General features: G+C 42.7%; 24 protein-coding genes and 2 pseudogenes. 20 read left to right on the plus strand and 6 right to left on the minus strand.

Translation table 11 applies throughout. The features are described 5' to 3' along the window. Nucleotides 1-215: 215 nt before the first annotated feature. Nucleotides 216-1088, plus strand: coding sequence for a Shedu anti-phage system protein SduA domain-containing protein (locus ACIFSR_RS07470; RefSeq protein ID WP_430056307.1), 873 nt, complete (start codon nt 216-218; stop codon nt 1086-1088). Between the two features lie 167 nt (nt 1089-1255). On the opposite strand, the pseudogene ACIFSR_RS07475 reads toward ACIFSR_RS07470, so the two are convergent. The 3 genes and pseudogenes from ACIFSR_RS07475 to ACIFSR_RS07485 all read right to left on the minus strand — a co-directional run. Continuing rightward, nucleotides 1256-1405 (minus strand): annotated as a pseudogene (locus ACIFSR_RS07475) (IS110 family transposase); the annotation flags it as partial. 221 nt (nt 1406-1626) lie between these two features. Next, the gene (locus ACIFSR_RS07480) at nt 1627-3048 is read right to left on the minus strand and encodes an MDR family MFS transporter (protein WP_430056310.1); all 1422 of its coding nucleotides are present in this window, start codon (nt 3046-3048) and stop codon (nt 1627-1629) included. A gap of 76 nt (nt 3049-3124) precedes the next feature. Further along, on the minus strand, nt 3125-3364 hold the full coding sequence (locus tag ACIFSR_RS07485) for a hypothetical protein (RefSeq protein WP_188535161.1): 240 nt from the start codon (nt 3362-3364) through the stop codon (nt 3125-3127). Between the two features lie 619 nt (nt 3365-3983). On the opposite strand from ACIFSR_RS07485, the gene ACIFSR_RS07490 reads away from it, so the two are divergent. The 10 genes from ACIFSR_RS07490 to ACIFSR_RS07535 all read left to right on the plus strand — a co-directional run bounded on the left by ACIFSR_RS07490 (nt 3984) and on the right by ACIFSR_RS07535 (nt 14312). Next, nucleotides 3984-5420 (plus strand): helix-turn-helix domain-containing protein, encoded by a 1437-nt coding sequence (locus ACIFSR_RS07490; RefSeq protein WP_430056313.1) that lies wholly within the window; start codon nt 3984-3986, stop codon nt 5418-5420. A 212-nt stretch (nt 5421-5632) separates the two neighbouring features. Then, entirely contained in the window at nt 5633-6349 is a 717-nt protein-coding gene (deoD, locus tag ACIFSR_RS07495; protein WP_430057054.1) for a purine-nucleoside phosphorylase, read from the plus strand. Nucleotides 6350-6382: 33 nt separating this feature from the next. Then, nucleotides 6383-7678 (plus strand): purine/pyrimidine permease, encoded by a 1296-nt coding sequence (locus ACIFSR_RS07500; RefSeq protein ID WP_430056316.1) that lies wholly within the window; start codon nt 6383-6385, stop codon nt 7676-7678. A 22-nt stretch (nt 7679-7700) separates the two neighbouring features. Continuing rightward, nucleotides 7701-8882 carry a NupC/NupG family nucleoside CNT transporter gene (locus ACIFSR_RS07505; RefSeq protein ID WP_430056319.1) on the plus strand — a complete coding sequence of 394 codons (1182 nt, stop codon included), beginning with the start codon at nt 7701-7703 and terminating at the stop codon, nt 8880-8882. A 73-nt stretch (nt 8883-8955) separates the two neighbouring features. Then, nucleotides 8956-10101 (plus strand): phosphopentomutase, encoded by a 1146-nt coding sequence (gene deoB / locus ACIFSR_RS07510; RefSeq protein ID WP_430056321.1) that lies wholly within the window; start codon nt 8956-8958, stop codon nt 10099-10101. Between the two features lie 205 nt (nt 10102-10306). Continuing rightward, a complete protein-coding gene (locus tag ACIFSR_RS07515) occupies nt 10307-10840 on the plus strand; it encodes a YceI family protein (protein ID WP_430056323.1) in 534 nt (177 codons plus the stop codon). Nucleotides 10841-11134: 294 nt separating this feature from the next. Further along, the gene (locus ACIFSR_RS07520) at nt 11135-11704 is read left to right on the plus strand and encodes a hypothetical protein (protein WP_430056325.1); all 570 of its coding nucleotides are present in this window, start codon (nt 11135-11137) and stop codon (nt 11702-11704) included. Between the two features lie 75 nt (nt 11705-11779). Further along, complete coding sequence (locus ACIFSR_RS07525) at nt 11780-12529, plus strand: hypothetical protein (protein WP_430056328.1); 750 nt, start codon at nt 11780-11782, stop codon at nt 12527-12529. A gap of 24 nt (nt 12530-12553) precedes the next feature. Further along, entirely contained in the window at nt 12554-13633 is a 1080-nt protein-coding gene (locus ACIFSR_RS07530; RefSeq protein ID WP_430056331.1) for an ankyrin repeat domain-containing protein, read from the plus strand. Between the two features lie 355 nt (nt 13634-13988). Continuing rightward, the gene (locus ACIFSR_RS07535; RefSeq protein ID WP_076266536.1) at nt 13989-14312 is read left to right on the plus strand and encodes a hypothetical protein; all 324 of its coding nucleotides are present in this window, start codon (nt 13989-13991) and stop codon (nt 14310-14312) included. Between the two features lie 163 nt (nt 14313-14475). On the opposite strand, the gene ACIFSR_RS07540 is transcribed toward ACIFSR_RS07535, so the two are convergent. Further along, nucleotides 14476-15123 carry a YheC/YheD family protein gene (locus ACIFSR_RS07540; RefSeq protein WP_430056333.1) on the minus strand — a complete coding sequence of 216 codons (648 nt, stop codon included), beginning with the start codon at nt 15121-15123 and terminating at the stop codon, nt 14476-14478. 234 nt (nt 15124-15357) lie between these two features. On the opposite strand from ACIFSR_RS07540, the gene ACIFSR_RS07545 reads away from it, so the two are divergent. Continuing rightward, entirely contained in the window at nt 15358-15819 is a 462-nt protein-coding gene (locus ACIFSR_RS07545; RefSeq protein WP_430056335.1) for a phage tail protein, read from the plus strand. 157 nt (nt 15820-15976) lie between these two features. Here ACIFSR_RS07545 and ACIFSR_RS07550 read toward each other — a convergent pair. Continuing rightward, nucleotides 15977-16218: pseudogene (locus ACIFSR_RS07550) on the minus strand (transposase); the annotation flags it as partial. Beyond that, nucleotides 16142-16462 carry a hypothetical protein gene (locus ACIFSR_RS07555; RefSeq protein WP_430057104.1) on the minus strand — a complete coding sequence of 107 codons (321 nt, stop codon included), beginning with the start codon at nt 16460-16462 and terminating at the stop codon, nt 16142-16144. The pseudogene ACIFSR_RS07550 and the gene ACIFSR_RS07555, both read right to left, overlap by 77 nt. A gap of 244 nt (nt 16463-16706) precedes the next feature. Here ACIFSR_RS07555 and ACIFSR_RS07560 point away from each other — a divergent pair, with 244 nt between their 5' ends. The 8 genes from ACIFSR_RS07560 (at nt 16707) to ACIFSR_RS07595 (ending at nt 23012) form a co-directional block, all read left to right on the plus strand. Next, nucleotides 16707-17588 (plus strand): helix-turn-helix domain-containing protein, encoded by an 882-nt coding sequence (locus ACIFSR_RS07560; protein WP_430056337.1) that lies wholly within the window; start codon nt 16707-16709, stop codon nt 17586-17588. 89 nt (nt 17589-17677) lie between these two features. Then, nucleotides 17678-18751, plus strand: coding sequence for a phosphotransferase enzyme family protein (locus tag ACIFSR_RS07565; RefSeq protein ID WP_430056339.1), 1074 nt, complete (start codon nt 17678-17680; stop codon nt 18749-18751). Between the two features lie 151 nt (nt 18752-18902). Further along, nucleotides 18903-19586 carry a hypothetical protein gene (locus ACIFSR_RS07570; protein WP_339205749.1) on the plus strand — a complete coding sequence of 228 codons (684 nt, stop codon included), beginning with the start codon at nt 18903-18905 and terminating at the stop codon, nt 19584-19586. A 169-nt stretch (nt 19587-19755) separates the two neighbouring features. After that, nucleotides 19756-20766 (plus strand): helix-turn-helix transcriptional regulator, encoded by a 1011-nt coding sequence (locus ACIFSR_RS07575; RefSeq protein WP_339205747.1) that lies wholly within the window; start codon nt 19756-19758, stop codon nt 20764-20766. 56 nt (nt 20767-20822) lie between these two features. Continuing rightward, entirely contained in the window at nt 20823-21341 is a 519-nt protein-coding gene (locus tag ACIFSR_RS07580; RefSeq protein WP_430056342.1) for a DinB family protein, read from the plus strand. A gap of 282 nt (nt 21342-21623) precedes the next feature. Further along, nucleotides 21624-22130, plus strand: a complete 507-nt coding sequence (locus ACIFSR_RS07585) for a MerR family transcriptional regulator (protein ID WP_430056345.1) — start codon at nt 21624-21626, stop codon at nt 22128-22130. After that, the gene (locus tag ACIFSR_RS07590) at nt 22127-22567 is read left to right on the plus strand and encodes an SRPBCC family protein (protein WP_430056348.1); all 441 of its coding nucleotides are present in this window, start codon (nt 22127-22129) and stop codon (nt 22565-22567) included. Before ACIFSR_RS07585 ends, ACIFSR_RS07590 begins: the two co-directional genes overlap by 4 nt. A 4-nt stretch (nt 22568-22571) precedes the next feature. Next, nucleotides 22572-23012, plus strand: a complete 441-nt coding sequence (locus ACIFSR_RS07595) for an SRPBCC family protein (protein WP_430056350.1) — start codon at nt 22572-22574, stop codon at nt 23010-23012. Nucleotides 23013-23026: the final 14 nt, after the last annotated feature.

A 23026-nucleotide genomic window follows, 5' to 3' on the forward strand; every position in this document is an offset into this window, starting at 1 on the left:
ATGTCGTTTTTAATCTAGCCACGTGATTTGTTTAGATCCAAAAGAAACCACTAGTTACGGGAATGTCAGATTATTTGCAATATTATTATATGTTTATGACGAGTTACGGTGCCTACCGAACGAAATAAATAGAGGAAATTCGTAAAACTGTAGAAGATCAGAGGTTTCCATTTTTAAAATAGCTACACAAAAAAGTGAACTGGGCGGTGTTCAGAGTGGTATTTTCAAAAAAATATGAGATCATAAAAGATGCTCCAAAAGAAATTTCTTGGGAAGAATATGAAAAAGTTTCTTTGCAAGAATATTATGAGTTGCTTAAATCATCTAGTGATAGCGAGGAAGCTTTTCAATTATTTTTTGAAGAAAACCCGGCATTTGTACCCGGAGCACTAGAACTCTTTGGACAATCTGGTCATTATCCATATATGCACACCTTAATTTCGCAACCACAAATTGGGGCCCCGTTTAGGAGGTTTCCAGATTTTCTTTGGTTAGCAAATGACAGTCTTACGTTTACACCTGTTTTTATTGAAATCGAAAAGCCAGCCAAAGTTATGTACACAAAAGGTGGGGATATGAGTGCTGCATTTTCGCAAGCTATCGGTCAGATATATGAATGGCAGACAATACTTAATAAGCCAGTAAATCAGCTATTGTTTTTTGACTTTTTTAATATTCCTCAATCTTTGAGAGAAAAAGATTTTAAGCCACAGTTTCTTTTGGTTTATGGAAGAAGGGGTGAGTACGAGACTAATGAACTCTTGAGAGGGAAAAGAGCAGCGGTTAGAAAAGATAATATTGATATTATATCTTTTGATAGACTTCGGCCAATTAGAGATTATTATGAATTTACATCGAGCCAGGTCCGAAATAAAGAGTACTGGATCAAGAATATTCCTCCTACTTTTAGATATCGTGCCGATTGTGCAAAAGAACTTGTTTTGGCTAAAGGGTTCAGAGAAGCAATAGTAAACATGAGATATACATCAGAAGCAAGAAAAGAGTTTTTAGATCAGAGATATAAATACTGGATTGAATATGGGGAACTCCCTAATAAAGGTATTCTCTCGAGCGGCGAAGGAGAGTGACTCCATTTGGACAGAATGAAACGGGGAATTATAGTTCGTCATGTTTATCATTCCACCTCTGTGTTTCAACTATGGAAGGCACCCGATCGGGTGCCTTTGATTTCGCTCTGTAGATGATACGGTGAACCGTATCATAAATAAGGGCACCGGTTTTTGGGAGTCAGGAAAAATTTCAATGGATTATCTAAAGTAATTCCGCGAAAATTAACAGCTCTAGCAACGTGGTTTTCTTGAGCGGTATCTACACCGACAACAAGGTGATTAACGGTCATGTTTTCAATGAGTTGATTTTGCTTATCTTGAGCTTTAAACTTCATAGTAGAGTGACCTCCTGATGTGGGATTTTAAGGGCTGTAGACCCGTTTCGTACTCACATCGTACAGAGGCGCTCTTTTTTATTCAAACTCCAAATTTTACGTTCCACAGGAATTCTAACGAGGAACGATAGTTGAATCATCGACAACAGGCCACCGATTACTTCGGTGGCCTTCTGTGCATGTTACGTTGGCTAGATAATGATGTACATTGAATCGGGTATTTAAAGGTTGGTAATCGGCTTTTTTATAAACCAACCCAGCACCAAAACAAGTATGGAAAGAATAAATTCAATCCAAAAAACCGTTTGTAGACCGGTAAGGATACTCTGTGATTTCTCATGCATTGAAGTGGGATCGAGCGAATGATGAAGATAACGATTGGCTCCGGATGACATGACGCCAACGAACAAAGCGATGCCCATTCCCCCGGCAATCTGTTGGAGCGTATTGTATATGGCTGTGCCATGGGCTACTAGATGACGCGGAAGTTGATTCAATCCCGTTGTCTGAGCCGGCATGACGACAAACGATATGCCTAAGAATAAGAGGACATGATTGAACAGAACGGAGACTCGGGTTGTATCGCTATCGATACCGGCAAACAGCCACAGCGATAGGGCGATCATGACCAGTCCGGGCATTATGACGAATCTCGGCCCGAATTTATCGAATAATTTTCCCGTCACAGGCATCATCATTGCGTTTAAAATGCAGCCTGGCATCAGAAGTAAACCTGTCGCGAATGCTGTCAACTGCATCACATCCTGCATATAGATCGGCAGCAATGTCGTGGTGGCGAATAGAACCATCATCAGGATGATTACCAATGCCGCAACCAAAGAAAAAGTGGGATGCCGGAATACGGAAAGATCAATCAAAGGCTCTTTGATCTTGAACTGCCGCCATACAAGCAAGAGCAAGAAGAGGCTGCCTATGGCAATCAAAATGTAACCCTCAGGCTCAGTCCAGACATTTACCCGGCTGACGCCGTAGATGACGCTACCGAAACCGATGGTTGACATCGCAATGGATAAAAGATCGACCCTTGGCTTGGTTAGTTCTGTCACATTCTTTAAGTACATGAACGCATAAATAATCGAAAACAATGCGACAGGAATCACCATATAGAATAGCCATCGCCAGTGTAAGGTATCGATGACCAGACCTGACAAAGCTGGCCCGATGACAGGGGCGACCATAATGACCAGCCCCATGAGACCCATGGCCGCACCCCGGCGCTCTAGAGGATAAAGGGCGAGAATCGTATTCATCATCAATGGTATCAATAATCCTGTCCCGCAAGCCTGAACAACCCTGCCCATCAGCAAGATTTCGAATCCAGGGGATACTGCACACAAGCAGGTACCGGCTAAAAATAAGGCCATCGCAGACATAAACATCTGGCGAGTCGTGAACCATTGCTGCAGCAATGCGGTCACCGGCACCAGTACGCCGATCGCGAGCATATAAGCCGTAGATAACCATTGAATGGTCGAAGCAGCAACGTTGAATTCCCGTATCAATCCAGGAAATGCATTAACAAGTAAATTTTCGCTAAGAAACGCAACAAATGCACCTATGAGTAACGCGGCTAACATCGGCCCTCTCTTCATTCCCCTTGCCTCTTGAACCCGTTTGTTCATCTTCTACCTCCAGAGAATATTCATTGCGTTCCACGTAGTGACTTGACACCAAATCTTCACCTGACTGTCGTGCAGGTTATCCTACACCATCACTTTCTAATAAGGAGTAAAAATTATCGCGGTCTTCATCATCGAATTTGCCAAGCGCCCGTACCCTGACAAATTCATGTCCGCCAAACATGTCGATTTCCTCGCCACAACTATTGTAGAGCGCGATCATATTGCCATCCCGATTCAGCTCCATATACCCGTAACAAGTTGCCTCGGGCGCTTCGCCGTAAAAGAGCAAAAATCTGATTTTGTCCACGCTGTTCATGCAGATCTCCTTTCCTTATTCCAAATCGATCTGAAGAATATTTTACGTGACAGCAGATGAATTGGAAAAAGCGATATCGCCCTGCATACTCGGAAATTCATTCCTATTTAGAAAGCATAAGGGGGGATCCCCGCTATGTCGCTCATTCTCACATTATCTCTTGACGAGATGCAATTTGGGGGTTATGATAACGTGCCAGTTAATTCAACAAGGTAGATCAATAAAAAGGCTGACTTTTCGAGTGTGTCGGCACCGAATTGTCAGCCTGTCGTGCAGATCATGAAATTAAAAACCCATAAGAACATCAACAAAGGACATGCCGTGGTAGCTGATTTAGCATTTTTCGCTGTTAGACCCGTTAAGCTGAATCGTATCATAAGTAGGGCGAATAATTCTGAACAAATTTCTTATTTGATACTGCATAGCACAATTGGGTTAGGGTGAGACTTAACATAGATAATATTCAATCAGATCAAAAAGCCGATTCTTCCTTCTGGGAGAATCGATTTTTCGTTAGAGGGGCTTGTTGGAATTTCGGGAAAAGAACGACAAAAAGGGCAAGAGGAATTGTCCTTGTTTATCCTATAACATTCAAATTAAATTGAAATAGGGTGGGAAAATGGATAAGGAATATAAATTAGCTAGCCAACTATTAACACTGCTTGATACGGAACAAAGGTGGTTTACCTTAGCCGAAGTTGAGAAAAGTCTAGGAATCTCAGATAAAACCATACGTAAGATGGTTGAAGAGATAAGCAAGCAACTGCCACCCGATATCACCTTTGAGGTGACTAGAGGAAAGGGAATATTTCTTCGACGTGATGGACGAGGGAAGACGATTAGTGAGGTGGTTTCTTTTATGCTCAGACAAACCACCTTTTATCGGCTGATGAATCTATTGTTTACCACTGACGGACGATTCTCGGTGGAGGAGCTTGCTGGTGAAATGTTTATGAGCACCTCGTCTTTGAAGAAGTTAATTGTAAATTTAAATAATAATGATCTGAAACCGTATAAGCTGCACATTACTTATTCCAGCCCTAAGATCAAAGGGAATGAAATGAATATACGGTATTTTTATTGGAAGTTATATTGTGATGCCTATGACTTTACAGGATGGCCCTTTGCGAATATTGAATTTGCTTATATTAATGAGTTAATCACAAATATAGAGAATGAGAAAAATATAGTTTATTTTATCAATTCCAAAAGGAAATTATCCTTTTTGCTGGCGATTGTAGTCGATAGAGTTACGAGAGGGAAATGTGTAAAAGTCGACGAGGTCAGATATCCCTGGGAAAAAGGGATGTTTTATTTGCCGGTGAAAGCTCTTGCGAAGAGTCTAGAAGAACAGCTTTCTATAGAATTTCCTGAAAGTGAAATATCCTTTATGCAATCACGAGTGAGACTCAGCCAATACCATTATTACGAAGGATCGGAAATGACACCGATGAAAGAATTCGAATTATACAAGGATAAAGAAGAGTATCAAATGGGTAATTCGCTTTTTACATTACTGGCAAAGGTATATCCGAATATGGATATGGAAGAACGATTTACATTGGAGGTATATGACTTCATTGATAAGCTTCTGATGGATAATGCCATTCCTGAATGGATGATGATTTCAAAAAGCAATTTATCGACATATGTTCAAAAAGAGTGCCAGCAGATATATCAACAATTGCAAGACTGCATGAAAACGTGGAATGAAGCTTATCCTTCTGTCTTGTATAATGATTTTCATTTAACAAAACTAACCTTAATTGTTCGTTCAAGCTTACGTTATAAAAGAAAAAAGGCCTTCTTAGTGATTGGTGAAGAATTTTCGATTCGCCATTACATAGCGGATTTGATTAAAAAGGAAATTGGGGATCAGTTGATCGTTAATACTTCCATTATGAAAGGACTAACAGACGAAATGGTGCAGCAGCATCAAATCGATTTTGTCATTAGTAATTTCCCGGTTTCATTAAAGACAGTACCTGTTGTTACTATCTCTACGATTCCATCTAAAAGAGATCTGGACAATATTCGTAAAGAATTACTTTTATAATTTGACCAATTATTTTCCGTACCCTACGTAAGATTTTGGTCTAGTTTGCGATGATAAAAAACCTTATGCTCAAAGCAGGTTCTAAACGATTAAGGCTGACCTTCCTTAAGGAAATTCGTTTAGAAAATACTAAAGCATCTATTTTCCCGTCGGTAAATGGAAGCGATTTCGGAAAATCTGAGTGCAGTATTCAGATTATTGGAGGAAACCATATGAGCAGGCATTTAGGTGCAAAAAAAGGAGAAATAGCAGAACGTGTTTTGCTTCCAGGAGATCCTTTGCGAGCAAAATTTGTAGCAGAGAATTTTCTAGAGGAAGCCTATTGCTATAACGAAGTAAGAGGTATGTATGGATACACGGGGTTATACAAAGGTGTGCCGGTGTCGGTTCAGGGGACAGGGATGGGTAACCCATCGATGAGCATATATGCAACGGAACTGATCATCGATTACGAAGTGAAGAAATTGATTCGCATTGGCACATGTGGAGCGATGCAAAAAGAAGTAAATATCCGTGATATTGTATTAGCCCAAGCCGTGTCTTCAGATAGCAATCTTACTGAGAAGATTTTCCATGGTTGCAACTATGCGCCTACGGCTGATTTCTCATTGTTAATGAAAGCATATCAACACACACAAGGTAAGCAAGCGAAAGTCTTTGTTGGCAACATTTATAATTCGGATGAATTTTATCGTGAAACGTTGGATCGACTTCACAAATTTATGGACTTTGGCGTATTAGCAGTAGAAATGGAAAGCACATCGCTCTATACTTTGGCTTCTAAATATGGGGTAAAAGCACTGTCCATTTTGACCGTGGGCAGTCAATTATTAACGCAGGAGCACTTAACTCATCAAGAAAGTGAACAGTCCTTTTATGAAATGGTAGAAATAGCTCTTAATACAATCATTGATGACACTAGTTTATAGGTTTAAGGGTTAGGAAAAGAGAGTGAGAAAGAAATGAGAGTAATTCTGTCCGGATTGCAGTGGATGATTTTTATGATCGCAGGCGCAATTGCTGCACCAATTGCTATCGCAGATTTATATAACTTAACACCCATTGAGACTGCTGGACTCATCCAGAGTACCATTATTACTTTGGGGATAGCGGGCTTTTTACAAGGCCTGATTGGTCATAAACTTCCTATTCATGAAGGTCCGGCAGGGTTATGGTGGAGCATTTTTACCATTTACGCGAGTTTAGTGGGGGTATTATATTCTTCTAACATTGATGCTCTGCAAGCTTTAAGTGGAGGAATGATCATTAGCGGTGTCTTATTTATCCTCATTTCAGCCTTTAAGCTAATGGATAAAATAGCCCGATTATTTACACCAACCATCACTTTTATATATTTACTGTTATTGATCTTTCAATTAAGCGGTTCTTTTATGAAAGGGATGATGGGAGTTACATCTAGCCATACGACGTTAGATGTTAAAGTGTTTTTGCTTAGTGTGATTGTGGTTTGCATTACCTTTTGGTTAGGGAGCTGCCGCATTGCGTTACTTCGACAATTTTCGGTGATCATTAGTATATTGTTAGGTTGGCTATTATTTATAGTTTTTGGTCATATGCCGGTTTTTTCACAAGCTGAAAACCTAGTTAATCTACCCGAAATGTTGCCATTTGGATGGCCGCGATTTGACGGTGGGACCATCACTACAGCGTTGTTATTAACACTGCTGTTAATAACCAATGCGATTGCATCCATCCGGTTGATGGAAACCGTGATAGAGCAAAAGCAATCCACGGATCATCGCCGTTATTGGCGTGCTGGAATTATATCCGGAATTACACATTTTATTGGCGGCTCTTTAGGGGCGATTGGCTCGGTGCCTATTTCGGGAGCAGCGGGATATGTTGAACAGACAGGTATGAGAGAGCGTAGGCCGTTTTTAATAGGGTGCAGCTTAGTAATTGTTATATCCTTGTTTCCGCCAATTATGAATGTCATATCCGGCATTCCAGCTCCGATTGGCTATGCTGTTACATTCGTTATTTTTGTGAAGATGGTTGGAATATCGTTGAGGGAATTGCGAAAGGTCATTCATGAAGAGCGACCTTTTATTGTTAGTGGAGTTTCCCTGCTAGTGGGTGTGGGCTTAATGTTTATCCCTTCATCAGCCACAATCCATTTATCTCCGATCGTGATCGCCATTTTAAATAACGGGTTAATATGCGGAAGCCTGTTAGCGATTATTTTGGAACAGGGATTCATGTGGAGGGAAAAACAGCGGAGTAAGGTAAGACAATAAACAAAAATTTGGAGGGGTAAAGATGCATTATCTCATCTCTGTTGCTGGTCTAATTCTTGTTCTAATACTGGCATGGCTTGCAAGTAATGATAAGAAAAAAATTAAATATCGCCCAATTATTGTCATGATTGTGGTTCAGATTGTTTTAGGAATACTTCTACTAAAAACGAGTATAGGGGAATTATTAATTAAGGGCTTTGCCAATAGTTTTGATAAACTACTGGGATATGCAAATGAAGGGATTAACTTTATTTTTGGTGGAATGGCAAACGAAGGGGCACACACGTTTTTCCTCTTTGTATTGATGCCTATCGTATTTATGTCAGCAATTATCGGGATTCTGCAACATTATAAAATACTGCCGTTTATTATAAAGTATATTGGTCTGGTCCTAAGTAAAATAAATGGTATGGGAAAATTGGAATCCTATAATGCGGTTGCGGCTGCCATTGTCGGACAAAATGAAGTGTTTATTTCCGTGAAAAACCAACTCGGATTATTGTCTAAGCAGCGTCTGTACACATTATGTGCATCAGCAATGTCGACGGTATCCATGTCAATCGTTGGTTCTTATATGACGATGCTGGAGCCTAGATATGTTGTAGCTGCATTAATACTAAACCTATTTGGCGGCTTTATTATTGCATCCATCATCAACCCATATGAGGTTAAACCTGAAGAGGATATCGTTGAAGTTCAGGAACAAGAAAAACAAACGTTTTTCGAAATGCTGGGCGAGTATATCATGGATGGCTTTAAGGTAGCCGTCGTGGTTGGGGTTATGTTGGTTGGTTTCGTTGGGTTAATTGCTCTAATTAACGGCGTCTTCGCTGGAATATTCGGTATCTCGTTCCAAGAAGCATTAGGTTATGTCTTTGCACCAATCGCATTTGTTATGGGTGTGCCATGGTCTGAGGCTGTTAGTGCAGGCAGTATCATGGCGACCAAATTAGTGGCGAATGAATTTGTGGCTATGCTTGATTTTGTGAAAATTCAAGACAGCTTTAGTGATCGTACGACAGCCATCGTCTCTGTATTTCTAATCTCATTTGCTAACTTTGGGTCCATTGGTACAATCGTGGGTGCCGTAAAAGGCTTGAATGAAAAACAAGGGAATGTGGTTGCTCGATTTGGATTAAAGTTGTTATATGGCGCGACACTTGTAAGCGTTTTATCAGCCATCGTTATCGGAATCATATTTTAGTTGAGTACAGCTAAAATAGAAGGAGCATTAACATGAAGAAAACACCTCGGTTTAAGCGGATTTCGTCATCGTTATGGATTCTGTAGGTATCGGTGAAGCTCCGGATGCTGAAAAGTTTGGGGATACAGGATCACATACATTACGGCATATTGCAGAAAAAATGAATGGGCTGCATGTTCCTGTTTTATCTAAGTTAGGGTTAAGCCATATTGACCAAATACCCGGAGTACCCAAAGTAGAGCAGCCTTTAGCTTATTTCACCAAAATGCAGGAGGCTTCGAACGGGAAGGATACGATGACTGGGCACTGGGAGATTATGGGCATAAAAATCGATGTTCCTTTTAAAGTGTTCCCTGAAGGATTTCCAAATGAATTAATTAACGAATTAGAACAAAAAACGGGACGAAAGGTTATTGGCAATAAACCAGCTAGTGGTACAGCTATTCTGGATGAACTTGGGCAAGAGCATATGAACACTGGTGCACTCATTGTCTATACTTCAGCAGATTCAGTAATTCAGATTGCCGCTCATGAAGAAGTTGTTCCTTTGGAAGATCTTTATCAAATCTGTGAGATAGCCAGAGAGATTACGCTACGTGAGGAATACATGTTAGGCAGAGTGATCGCCAGGCCATTCCTCGGAGAGTCTGGAAAATTCAAGAGAACATCGAACCGTCATGATTATGCCTTGAAGCCTTATGGAAGAACCGTGATGAATGAGCTCAAGGATGCTGGGTTCGATGTATTAGCGATTGGCAAAATCTCAGATATATATGATGGTGAAGGTGTCACCAAGTCTTTGCGCACAGTATCAAACATGGATGGCATGGATAAACTCATGGAGACCATTCATATTGATTTTACAGGACTTAGTTTTTTGAATCTTGTTGACTTTGATGCACTTTATGGACATCGTAGAGACCCGATCGGTTATGGGAAAGCGCTAGAACAATTTGATGATCGATTAAATGAAGTTCTTGCTGAGCTGAGTGAAGATGATCTTCTCATGATTACAGCAGATCATGGCAATGATCCCATTCATGCGGGTACAGATCATACCCGTGAATATGTACCTTTACTCATCTACAACAAGAGTTTCACTGAGCAAAGTGAGCTACCTGTAAGTAAGACATTTTCGGATATTGGGGCAACGGTTGCAGATAACTTTAATGTGAAAATGCCGCAGTTTGGACAGAGTCTCTTACAGGAGCTTAAATAAACTTGATCTGGAACCGCCTGCCCATTTTAAATTAGGGAGTATCACACTACAGATGATCGACATCTGCGAACCAAAAAAATGCTAAAACGCTACTGACATTACGTTGTCAGTAGCGTTTTTGTATATTAGGTATATGCGAATAGCGCAGTGTTTTGGAGATAGGGTGACCTTTCTCATAATCTTATTATAGAGGTGGAATTTATTCATGAGTAATATCAAATGGGAAGTGGATCCGGACCACAGCTCCGTCGAGTTTTCGGTGACGCATTTAATGATTAATAAAATTAAAGGAGTATTTGAGCGTTTCGAAGCGATTATAAGTTTTGATCCCAACGAGTTAACAACGATGGGTATTCAGGCTTCCATAGAAGCAAATAGTATCACAACTCGTCAAGCACAACGAGATGAGCATTTAAGGAGCGACGACTTTCTTCATGCTGACAAGTATCCAACTATTGTGTTTCAAAGCACCAACTGCGTCTTTGCTGGCGAACGGCAGTATGAACTTACGGGCAATCTAACTCTGCATGGGGTAACCAAACCTGTCACTTTTCATTCCGTTTTTGAAGGATTAAACAAAGACCCTCGCGGCCGTGAACGTATAGGCTTTCATTCAACAGCCAGTATTGATCGTAATGAATTTGGTTTGAAATTCAACTCGCCGCTTGAAACGGGTGGAATTATTGTCGGAAGTGAAGTGATAATCGAACTTTATATTGAGGCAATTAAAATAAATTAGAGATCCCAAAGACCATCCTTTTATCGGGATGGTCTTTGTTCAAAAGCTGGCCGTTACAGACAAAGCGGAGAACCATGCCATATGTGTCGGTGAAAAATATTTTTGTGGAAAGTTGGAGAGTATTAAGGCTATATCTCTAGCATTGCAAACTTTATTTCCAAAATTCAGGTGAAAAGTAGGTAGACTCAGGACAAGCGATCACTATAATGGAAATAAGATACATATATAGAGCCAATCTATTGGATATAAACAAGAATCAGGCTGAGTCAGAAAGCGATTAGAGGAGGCGATCTCGTGGGTAGATCATTTGCAAATTTGCATATTAAGTCGAAAAACCTTGAGAAGACTGTCGATGCATTAAAAGAGCTAAGCGAGGGGCATGCCACAGTATTAGGCAAGCCAAATGAGGCTCAAGAGATCAAAGTCGTCATGTACATAAGCAAAAGCAATGAAAACTGGATCAGCGTGCTGCACGATTATTTTGTATGGGGTACGGTGAAGGAGGTTGGCAAAACATTGTCCCGGCTTATCGAAGAGCCAGTGATGACCGCCGGATATATGAATGAGGAATTATTCGAGTTGTCGTTTTTCGAGAATGGAGATATTAGGGCCGAAAAAATCTTTTGTGAACAGTGGATGAGGGATGAATATGAACATCTCAAAGAAGAGCGTATTAATGATGACTACCTGCGGATAGCGTTGGATATTCGTAATGAGGATTTTGACGACTTCATTAGCATTACGAGTCCAGTACAAGCCGTAGATAAGCTGTCAGAACACGTAAAAATGTCTTTATGGAGTGATTCGGAGTGGATACCGCACGAAGAATCTCTCAAAAAACAATTTGGGACATATGAATTTTGAAAAGAATTTTCCATGAAGTAAATCCGACTGCCAACAACGGCAGACTTAATAGTCCAAATAGGGGGGGGAGTATTCATGTACATTGTATCTCGGCCAAAACCGCTGTCAGATGGTCAAAACCAAGCACTTGCAAAGGAAGACAGCGCTGTTTATCCACCGGGCTACCTCCGGTTTTTGCGGCGATTCGGCGAAGGGACTTACAGAGGGTGGTTGAATGTCCAACTGCCGGATACGGAGGTGCTTAAGCCCTTTGCTGAGTACGGGTTATGGGAGCATGACGAAGACAGCCCCATTACTGAGCAACAGATCGGTGAGTGTAACGTTATAGGCACAACAGTGGACGGTGATTTTCTGGCCGTGCATCCCCAGACGGCTTTACTTCTCTGGCTGCCTCGGCATGCGGAGCACGTTAAGGCGATTTCACTGCAGGAACGGGAGCAGGAAGACGAAGGGATGTACGCCTTGGTGCTGGACGAAATATATCGTCAGGTGTATGGAATTAGTCAAGAGGAGGCTGTCTATTATGAACCGTGGACGGGCACTCGGAGCCATCTCTTTTTACGTTTGCCACAAGGGCAGAACCGACTTTCGTTGCCCGATCTGGCCGGAATGTGCCAAGCAGATTTTCCACCGGATTTGTCCATTGAGACCCCATATGCATGCTTCCTGTTCTACCGGCAACTAGGTGGCTATGTACGATTGAATTATGCCTACCAACAAGAGGTGGCTGTTTTCTATGAACAGGATGTACAACAGGCGTTTGCCGTTATGAAGCAGTGGCTCTTGTCAAAAGGGTGCGAAGCAATTTCAGAAAATAACAGTTGAACTAGGTGTAGGAGCGATTAGTGAATGATAAATCTAAAAGATATTGGAAAGTTCGAGGATCTGCCGGAAATCGCGATGCACATTTACAAAGGAAATATTCCTGCTTTGCAAGCTGCAATTACAGCAGGCTGGGATATTGAAGCTGGCATCATACTTAGCAAGCATACCACGTTAAGTCCGCTTGATCTGGCGCTTATATTGCAGCAAATGGATGTTGTGAAGCTGCTGGTAGCGCATGGCGTCAACCTGAATGTCAATCATAATCCGGCCTTTTTGCGAGCAGTTCGCTATTGCAAGGAAGACATCATTCACTACATTGCAGCGCAAGGAGCCAAGCTGGACAAGCTCAATCAAATCGGGTCTGGCGCTTATTCACAGGCCTACTATGGCAACAAAAACAATATCCGGCTCATTCATGAGCTGGGATTAGATATAAAGTTGCATGGCGGTGCTGTATTGCGTCAAGCTGTATCGGATCATGACTATAAGACACTCACCTATTTGCTCGATCATGGGGTGGACATCAACTATAATAAACCGGATATGGTCTATCCTTATCAAGCGACTCCGTTGACCGTTGCCGCGCGTTTGGGTAATCTGGCCATGGTCAAATTTTTAATTGAACGCGGTGCGGATGTGACTTTTGCGGAAAAGGACGGCGAGCGCCCGTATACGATTGCAGTCAGCAATAAGAATACTATCTTGGCTGACTATTTGAAATCGCTGGAGCCGGCAGAGCTTCATAATATGGAAAATAAAAAGTTTGAGCTAAAAAAATATAAACTGACCGATGAACTGGTCAGCTTTCTTACTGGAGACAAGCTGCGCCTTGAGCTAGCGCAAAATGAATATAAAATCGGGTATATCGATTTTTTTACATTAACTGATACGATTGAGATGAAAGTTGGCAGGCAAAAGCTGTTGCGTCTGTCAGCCGATATCGACAATTACTCTGATCTGCAGCTAGTATGGAATCCGAAGAAAAAAGGCTTGGTAGGCTGTTATGACGTGGAGCACCAGGAGTATGCGGATTTGTGCAGCTTTACAGAGTTCCTCGCGCAGCCTGAAATGTACCTCATCAAGTTTCTTGAGGGAGAGTTATAGCTATTTGTCACACTAGTAGAGGAGAAAGTGTACAAAGGAGATTAACTTATGAAGGATGCGTTAATGGAAAGATTAAAGAATTTCCTTCATCGGGAGGATAAAAGAGGGCAAAACTCTCTCGAGTAGCCATAAGAAGCATAGTAATAGCGCTCGCTGTATTAAACCTATAGTTCTCGAACCACCTGTTTAACTACGAAGGTGGTTCTTTTTTTTGTTTGAGGTGCATCATCATATGCTGACGTATCTCCGCGACCATTGGACAAACGTGCTTTTTTTCCTTGTCCACATTTATACCTTACCAAAAACTATTAAATTGCATTTAATGAACGATACCAATATCAAGGAGGTTTTGGGGATGGGAAATAGAAGACCTACGGGTTACGACCCTGTTCAAATATTTAACTCCACATCGTTTAATGCGTTTGGAAAAGTTGAATATGCATCCATCTTTTGTAGTGACGACAATTATGCGGTTCAGCGTGACGAGACGTGGACAGCATCTAGCCGTGGAGTTTGCTTGGTGACTAGAATCACCGCAACGGTTAGAACACCGAGTGGAAATATTGAAGCGGAGCCGTATACTTCTTCCGGCACTTCTTTCAGCAAGTTTGCTATTATACAGGTAGGGGTAAATAAGTTCCAAGTGACGCGTGTTGTGAGTACAAGTAGACGCAAGTAAAATCCCAAACGGGGCATGATCAAGAATAGGTTATAAAAATGAAAAGACGACAAGCCAAGGATAAAAGGCTGGTCGTCTTTTTTTCGCTCTAATGTTTCTTATACCATGATATTCTGCGCTGCATCGAGGAATCTTTCAAGAGCCGAAAAGGACGCAAGTCCGGTTAATAATTGCCTTCAATGATCCAAATTCGATGCTTTCTGTCGATGCCTATATCGAACCCGACTTGTCTAAGCTTGGGGTAACGCTCTCCAAGTCTTTTGGCAGCCAATAGTGCGATCCGTTCCACTTTGACAAGCAAGCTCCGATCTCCGATTCGGGCTAATTTTAGCGCCTCAAGCACTGGAATGGTGCGGCTAGTTACATTTGTGACTAGATATCCTTGCGCCGCTACTTTTGCGTATGTGCCTGTCACGTTCCAAGGGGATGAAGAGCCTTTTTTCCGCTGAGCCATTATGCGAATGTCGAACGGCTTGTGCCCAATTTGAGCAAGCTGCAGACGTCTTTGGACAATATAGCCATGAGCACTGTTTTTTTTACGAAGCCATTTGAGTATTTTATCAGTGTCTCTCATGGTAACTGCATTCTGTTCGTTATGAATACGATAGGCATTCGTACCGTTCCGTTTGATGAACACGATATCCCTTCCGTAACTCCCGTTGCGAGGTTTCAGTACGACGCTTTGATATTGAAGCAGCATTTTCGACAAGGTGTTCTTCTTAAGCAACTGTGTTTGTGGCAACCATCCGGCGAGAGAGGATCTGCTGCGAAAGATGCGATATTGCAACCATTTGTCTCTTTTGATTAACATTAGAATCACAGCCTTTTTCAATCTTATACGGTAATTCTAAGCCAAATTAGTGATCAGCATAAGTGACGATTCGTCCATATTTATAAACCGAAGCAGGTAAAGAAGGCTTTTGAACCGTACCGCCTATCATATCTGTTTTCTCCGCTTTGCGTAGTAGAATGGTGGGGATAAGGAATGATATTATAAATAATGACAAGTTTTGTTGGAAATAATGTTATAAAAGGAGAGATGGACATGTCTTATATCGTTGATTTTAAAAATGTGTCTACGGTTGGTTTAGAGTCTTCACCTGTAGCAGAAGCGCTTGCTGGTTTGCGCGCTAATGAAGCCCGTTACTTTATGAATAAATACAAACATGAATTTACGGTTGTGCCGGCTAGCGAAAGTCAGGATACACTTGATTATGTGAACCAAGTATTGAAAGAGCGTGATATTGCGTTTGCGGCCAAGCCTTTAGAAACGTCGCGTTTCCAAGTGGAGAATATTAAATTTGCATACGTATTTTATGAGGATGGTCTTGGAATCAACGTCATGTATACGGTTGATGACGCTAAGAAGCGGGCTGTTGGCTTTAAGCTTTCTGAGGGGATGGAAGTACCAAATGAGTTAGAAGGAAAGTTTAAGTTTGCGAGGCAGAAGTCTAAGCTAGCTGGAACAATCCGAGGTTCGTTTTTTGTAATTAAAAAAGAATATTAAATAAGCAACAGCGAAAATTTGGACTGTAGAGGGCTAGCGGCCTGTAAGCTCGAATCGTAATAAGAATGTCTAGGGGCTGTCCCATAAGCATCAAGCTCGCTGAGGAATAGCTCGCTTTGAACGGGTGTATTGGTAAATATATAGCAGTACAGGAGAGCTATTCCTGTACTGCTATTTTTCTATTCTGGTCTATGGTTGCTTGCTTCATAGGATTATGGGCAAGCGAAAGCCACCCGACCTCCAGACTTACCTTAGGTAAGCTGCGAAGCAGAAACGCCGGAATCCTTGGTTATTCTTTATCTGCCCTAAAAGTCTTTCGGGTTTAATCATTCGTCTTACCGACAGCGAATATCCTTCCTCGCAGCTCAGTTTTTCCCTTGCTTGCTGCTTGTAGCGCATAATAACTCAGACTGACCATATCCAGCATCAGCGATGATCGTCGTATGATTGTAATGTGCGCGAGCCGAAAGTGGAGAGTAAATAAGTGTAAAAGTGCACCTGTTTTTAACAAACAAGATTGGAATGTTGCAAATAGGTGTACAAATACCTCTAATTGAGCAGATTTGAAGAAGATTTGGTTAAATAAGTGCATTTCTGCACTTAGATGAAGCTGCTGCAGACGCTGCCGCAAAAGTCTTTGCATGACAGGGGAACATCCCCATTTTCAAATGAAAGGACTTCAAATTCCACTGTATAGTGGAGCTTGAGGTTCTTTTTCTCGATGAAAATAAGTTCTAAGCAGTGCTCAAAAAATCGCAAAATGACTTTTGAGACAGCCCCTTTTTTATATGCAGAAAACAACAACGTTTTCCATATCATGGTATAATTTTGCTAATAGTTCTTATGTATTTTAATGATAAGGAACAATAACATCCTAGGAGTGTTGCATGGAATTATACAAGCTTTTGTCTGAGCTTCTATCAAGAATAGAAGAAAATGTTTCTGGTACTAGGGAGGCAGAATATGTGGTCGATCTCCCGATTTCCATTGTTCATTTGCGTCGACTCTTCAAGTTCGCTTTCGGCGTGCCGCTACAAAGCTATATCCGCTCTCGAAAGCTTGCCGCGAGCTTGGAGCATTTGATGCTTACCGAGAAACGAATTCTCGACATTGCAATCGAATGCGGTTATGAACATGAGCAAACCTACATACGCGCGTTTAAACGCGAATATGGGCTTACGCCTGGCGAATGCAGACATTCCGGGAGAAACATTCATATAACAGCTCCTCTTCATCTGTTTCCGAAAAACAATGTTTGCGGAAACTTGGTATACGGGCCGAATATGGTCATGATGCCATCGTTTCATTTAATTGGGCAAATGTATCGAATTGAAATTGCTGAAGCGCCGACAAAAGCGCCCGAGGTTGCTAAGCAGTTTTGGTGGAACAATCGGCATAAAGTGCCAAGTCCAGTAGAACCTAATATTTATTATGGTCTAACAAAGACACTTGATCCATCACTTAGTTGGACGCACTATCTACCGTCTATACGCGTACAGAATCTGAACGATATTCCTGACGGCTTTTCAGGTGACACCGTCCCTGCTTCCTTATGCGTCGGTTTTCGTTATATAGGGAACCATCATTATGAGGAGATTAGTGAACTGCGGGCAGAGGCGCTATATCATGCTATCGATAGGCTTGCAAAGGAGAACGAAGGGAAATATGAGCTTCTGGATAGCGAATTTTTCGTAGAAAAAATCGACACGGATGCATACGATGGCGAGTACTGTCAGATGGAATGGTTTGCGCCCATCAGAGTAAAATGATCAAAAAAGTCCATTGAGCGTGCCGCTATTATGGTACGTTCTTTTTATAGAGTATGAAAAAATAAATGTTTGTGCGGAAAGGAACTTGTATGAATTATAACGAGGTTGTTTCAATCGGTGATACCTATTTGCTTACAGTAGTATCGGAGTTATTCGGATTAGAAGGCTATGAAATTCAGCTGATTCCGGCACATGATGGAGGAAGGAATGTCGTTTATACCTGTGAGAAAGAGGGCACCGACGCAAAAATACTTAGAATCGCTTTTTTACCTGACAGGAACCGGGAAGATTTTCTGGGAGAAGTTGAGTATGTTAGATATTTATTCGAGCATGGGGGAAGTGTCTCAAATGTAATCAGCTCCCGTAAGGGGAATCTGCTGGAGGAGATTACACATAATAACCACACCTTTTTTGTCTGTCTGTTTGAAAAGGCTAAGGGAAAAATGCTTGTAGAAAATAATTATCAGTACCGAGAAGGAGCTCCAATTACCGAATATTATTACAATTGCGGCAAAGCCCTAGGGAAACTGCACCAAATATCGAAAGGGTATATGCCTGTTCATCGTCGGCATAGTTTTTTTGACAAATACAATGCCGAATATATTGATAAATTGATCCCCGACTCCTTATCTCTGCTTAAGGAAAAGCTGGTAGAGCTCCTTAATACCTTAAAAGGACTAGACAGCAACCAGGATACGTTCGGAATGCTCCATTTTGATTACAACGATGGGAATTATTCAATCGATTTTGATACCGGACAAATAACCGTATATGATTTCGATAATTCATGTTTCGGTTGGTATATGTTTGACTTGGCAGGCCTCTGGACAAGCGGAGTGGGGTGGATACAATTTGAGCCAGACGCCGGTAAACGTAAAAAGTTTATGGATGATTATTTTGAAACAGTCCTCGCGGGATACAGATCCGAGACCAAGCTCGAAGATTCGGCGTTGGATAAGGTGCCTTTATTTATCAAAGTAAATCTCTTGGAAAATATTATTGATGCATTCGAGGTTATGCAGAACAACGGTGAGGAACCAAAGTGTGATGAGGAGCTGTCGTATCTTATAAAATGTTTGGAAGACGATATCCCGTACAAAGGGTTTTTTCATGAAATGTACTCTTGCGAAGAACCCTTTGAGTATGAGGAACGAAATATTTAGTTTTACAAAGAAGTCATGATGTAGATGGCGAAGCCGAGATCAATTATTTAGAATTTCATCCATTTTGATAGGTGCAACATCCTCTTAAAACGCCCCTTTTTGAAAAGATATGGTAGAATTAGGCTATTGTTGAATAGTAGGGGGAAGGTAAATGAAGAAGAAATATTGGGTGGGGATTATTGCAGCAATGTTCTTGCTTGGCAACGCAACTGGAGCCTGGGCAGGATCTGCTTGGAAGGAAGTAAAGGCGCTCTTTCATCCTTCGATCAAAGTGGAGTTAAACGGTCAGGAAATCGATGGTATCAAAGCATTACAGTACAATGGAAGCTTATATTTGCCAGCCAAGAGTGTTTCTGATTATTTCGGTCTCACTTCGAAGCTCGTTTTTGACAACAAGACAAACAAATTAATCATCGGCGGTCCTATGTATGTGAATTTGTCTGATCATGACACCGCGAACTTCTTTCAGATTGTCATTAATGGCAATTGGAGACCCTCTGTAATGACTGATAATCGGAAGCTGTACAGCAACTATTATATGGGAGTCGACTTCCAATTGGAGTCAGAGAAAGGCTTAGGCTTGGACGAGTATATCAAGCAGGCATTAAAGAATGCGTTCAAATACGTCAAAGTAAACAAGCAAACGAACACAAAGATCGCCGGAGCAGAAGCCCAGGTGATCGATTACGAGACAAGTGACACGGTCGGCAAACTGGTCTTCATCCAAAAAGATTCTAATTTCGCAACACTGATGTTTTTTGTCGATAAGACCCGGTATCAAGATAAAGATTTGAAGGAATACGACAAAATTATTGCCAGCTTCAACATTCAATAGACTCCAGGACATGGAATCTTGAGAGTCGAATACTAATATAAATTAACGGGCGCGCCGGATTTGGCGCCCGTTTTTTTAATAAAACCTGCCGTTACAGACAGCGCGGAGAACCGTATCATAAATGACGGTGAAATGAAGTTCAATTACCCGAGGAAAAGAGGCGGCCACTATGGCAAAATGGGATAACATGCTGTCTATGCTGTGGATGCTGCGATCCGGAAGGAAGCTCACCGCCGCGCAGATTGCAGACAGTTTGGAGATCAGCGTCCGCACCGTGTACCGGTATATCGACGCACTATGCGCCAGCGGGGTGCCGGTCGTCGCGGAATCGGGCCATGACGGCGGCATTCGCATTATGGAAAGCTTCAAGGAGACACCATTGTTCTTCAATCCCTTAGAGCTGAAGGCGCTTGTAGACGCGTTTAAATTTACGCAAGGCGCTGGCTATCCGTATACAGAACAGCTGGAAAGCGCGTTGAAGAAGGTGGAGAACGGGCTGCACGAAGATCAGCTTCACGATCTAACCCGTCAGACGAGCGGCATGGATGTGATTGCTCCGTCGCGTCCACCTTCCGTCGTTCCGTTGTTGCGAGACCTGGAGCAGGCGGCGGATGACGGACAAACAATGCGCATCACCTACCGCAAACCGAATGCGGAACAGGCCGACGAACGTAACATCGATCCCTACGGGCTGGCTTATGTCCGAAACGAATGGTACGCTGTCGCGTTCTGTCATCGGTCGCAAGCGGTTCGGACGTTCCGCGTGGATCGTATCGCACGGCTGGAGCCGACCGATATGCGGTTCGAAAAGCCGGAGCACTTCTCAGCGTCCGCCTATTTCCATGACCAGTCCAAGCGGGAACGAGAAGCGGACGGACCGTTGACGGTCATTCGCATCGAGGGGGACCCGGTCACGTTGAACGCAGTTTGCGGCCACTGGCATATGCGCCACTATTTGACGGAACGGACCGACCGGGAGGCGCAATTCCTGCTCGATACCCCAACAATGAACAAGTACCTTCCAATGTATCTGATGACGTTCGGCACAGCCATTCGCATTCGTGAGCCGCTGGATCTGAAATATCGCATTCAGGAATTAGCGATAGGAATTGCAAAACATTATGCAGACGATTCCGATTGTACTTCACTGACAACAGTTGTCAGCAAGCCCGGTGTATGATAATGGAAAGGCTGCAGCAGCCGAACGACGATGAATAAAGGATGGTGGATTCACCCATGCTTAAACAAACGCATCAATTGTATGATTATCACGTTTGGGCGAACGAGCGTTTATTCGGACATCTAGAGCAGCTTCCGAAGGATGTGTTCCATGCGGAAGTAACGAGCGTTTTCCCGTCCGTGTCACAAACGTTCGGGCATATGTACTTGTTCGAACAGCTTTATCTGTGCGTGCTCGCGGGAGTTCCGAATGAAAACATTTTTCCGAGGATGTCGGTCTGGGCGGAGCAAGCGCAAGGCAAAACAGTGGACGAGACACGGCAGCTGTTCGCCGGCGTCGCCGAACAGTACCGAGATTTGCTGCAGCGAACGCCCGACCCGGACAAGGAGATGACGATCGAGCATCCGAAGTACGGTAGTCTCAATACGCGGTTCTCTGAGATTCTGCAGCATGTGGTCAACCACGGGACGTATCATCGGGGCAATGTGACCGCGATGCTGAGGCAGCAAGGATATGCGGGGTTCCCGACCGATTATCTGTTTTATTTGCTGAACCAACAGGAAAGTCAGAAGTAAATCGAGCGGAACGAGCGGCGGCGTTATCCGTCTGAAGCAGGGAGAAAATTAAAAAAAACACAAAAATACGCTTGGAACCCCAAGCGTATTTTTTTATTACAATTGCATAAAATAGCGCCGCGGCGGAGTTTTCGCCATTAGACAAAATAACCTACCTGTGTTCAAAATTAGCGACGCAAAAAAATTGGGAGAGAGATACAATTCCACTTGCACTTTACGTAACGTAATGTTTTACAATAGAGCTACCGGTATATAGCTAGCGCCAAAGATCGGAGATGGTTAATGAAGCAACATTGGAAGGTCGGGGACCTCGCCAAGCTGACGGGGCTGACCGTAAGAACGCTGCGCTTTTATGATCAAATCGGTTTGTTATCGCCATCCGACCAGACGGAATCGGGCCATCGGCTATATAGTGAATCGAACTTATCACGCTTGCACCAGATATTATCGCTTAAGGAGCTGGGGTTATCTCTCGAGGAGATTAAGCTGGCCTTAAGCGGTGGGCAGATCAGCCCGCTTGAGATCGTCAACCTGCAGATCAATCAAATCAAAGAACAGATCAAACGACAGCAAAAACTATTGGAGCAGCTCAGACATGTATCCAAGCTAATGCAAGGTCAAGCGGAATTAACAGTTGAAGATTTCACAAGCCTTCTGCAAGCGATGAAAATGGAATTCGAGAAACCGGTCATTGAACGGCAAACGAGTTGGGAGCGACATTTGAACCTATTAGGGGACTTTCTTATCGAGGAGAGCGGAAGTCCAAAAAATAAGGAGGAAAATCAATGAACGAACGATTTGTCAAACATGGAACTTTTGTCGTCGAGCGGACTTATGCAGCTTCGCCGGAGAGGGTTTATCACGCTTGGGCCGATCCAATTGCCAAAGCGAAGTGGTTTTCGAAGCCAGAGATCTTCGATTTTCAGGTCGGCGGGCGGGAGTACAGCAGCGGCGGGCCGCCGGAAGGGCCAGTTTTTACCTTTGACGCCTACTATCAGGAGCTTGTTCCAGAGCAGCGCATTGTTTACACGTACACGCTGGATTCGGGAAGCACACGCATCTCCGTCTCGATTACAACGATAGAGCTTATTAAAGTGGAGGACGGTACAAAGCTGATTTTCACGGAGCAAGGTGCGTTCTTTGACGGACACGATACGCTAGAAATACGGGAGCATGGTACAAACATCATGTTGGACGCACTTGGAAAAACAGTAGACGGGGAGTAGGAACATGACAAAAGTTGAAAACGAACTTATGGCTACTCGCGAATACAATGTTCCGCGGGAGCTCGTGTTTCGAGCTTGGACAACCCCCGATTTGATAGCCCAGTGGTGGGGGCCGCAAGGCTTCACGAATACGAATCAAGTGTGTGGTATCAGGCCGGGAGGCACATGGCGGTTCATCATGCATGGACCGGATGGAGTGAATTATCCTAACCATATCGTCTTTGTTGAAATCGTACCGTCAGAGCGGATTGTGCTCGATCATGTGTCCGGTCACGAATTTCGGATAACGGCTACCTTCGAGAGCATTGAAGGCAGCACCAGAGTCACCTTCCGTCAACGTTTCAAGGATAAAGAAGAGTTTGAAAAATCTAAGCCGATCTGCATAGAAGCTAATGAGCAGTTGCTTGATAAACTTGGGAAGCTGCTGGCGGAATTGGTCTATTAAAGGACTGCCACTTA

This window comes from Paenibacillus sp. NRS-1760, from assembly GCF_050467785.1.
In the GTDB taxonomy this organism is placed as follows: domain Bacteria; phylum Bacillota; class Bacilli; order Paenibacillales; family Paenibacillaceae; genus Pristimantibacillus.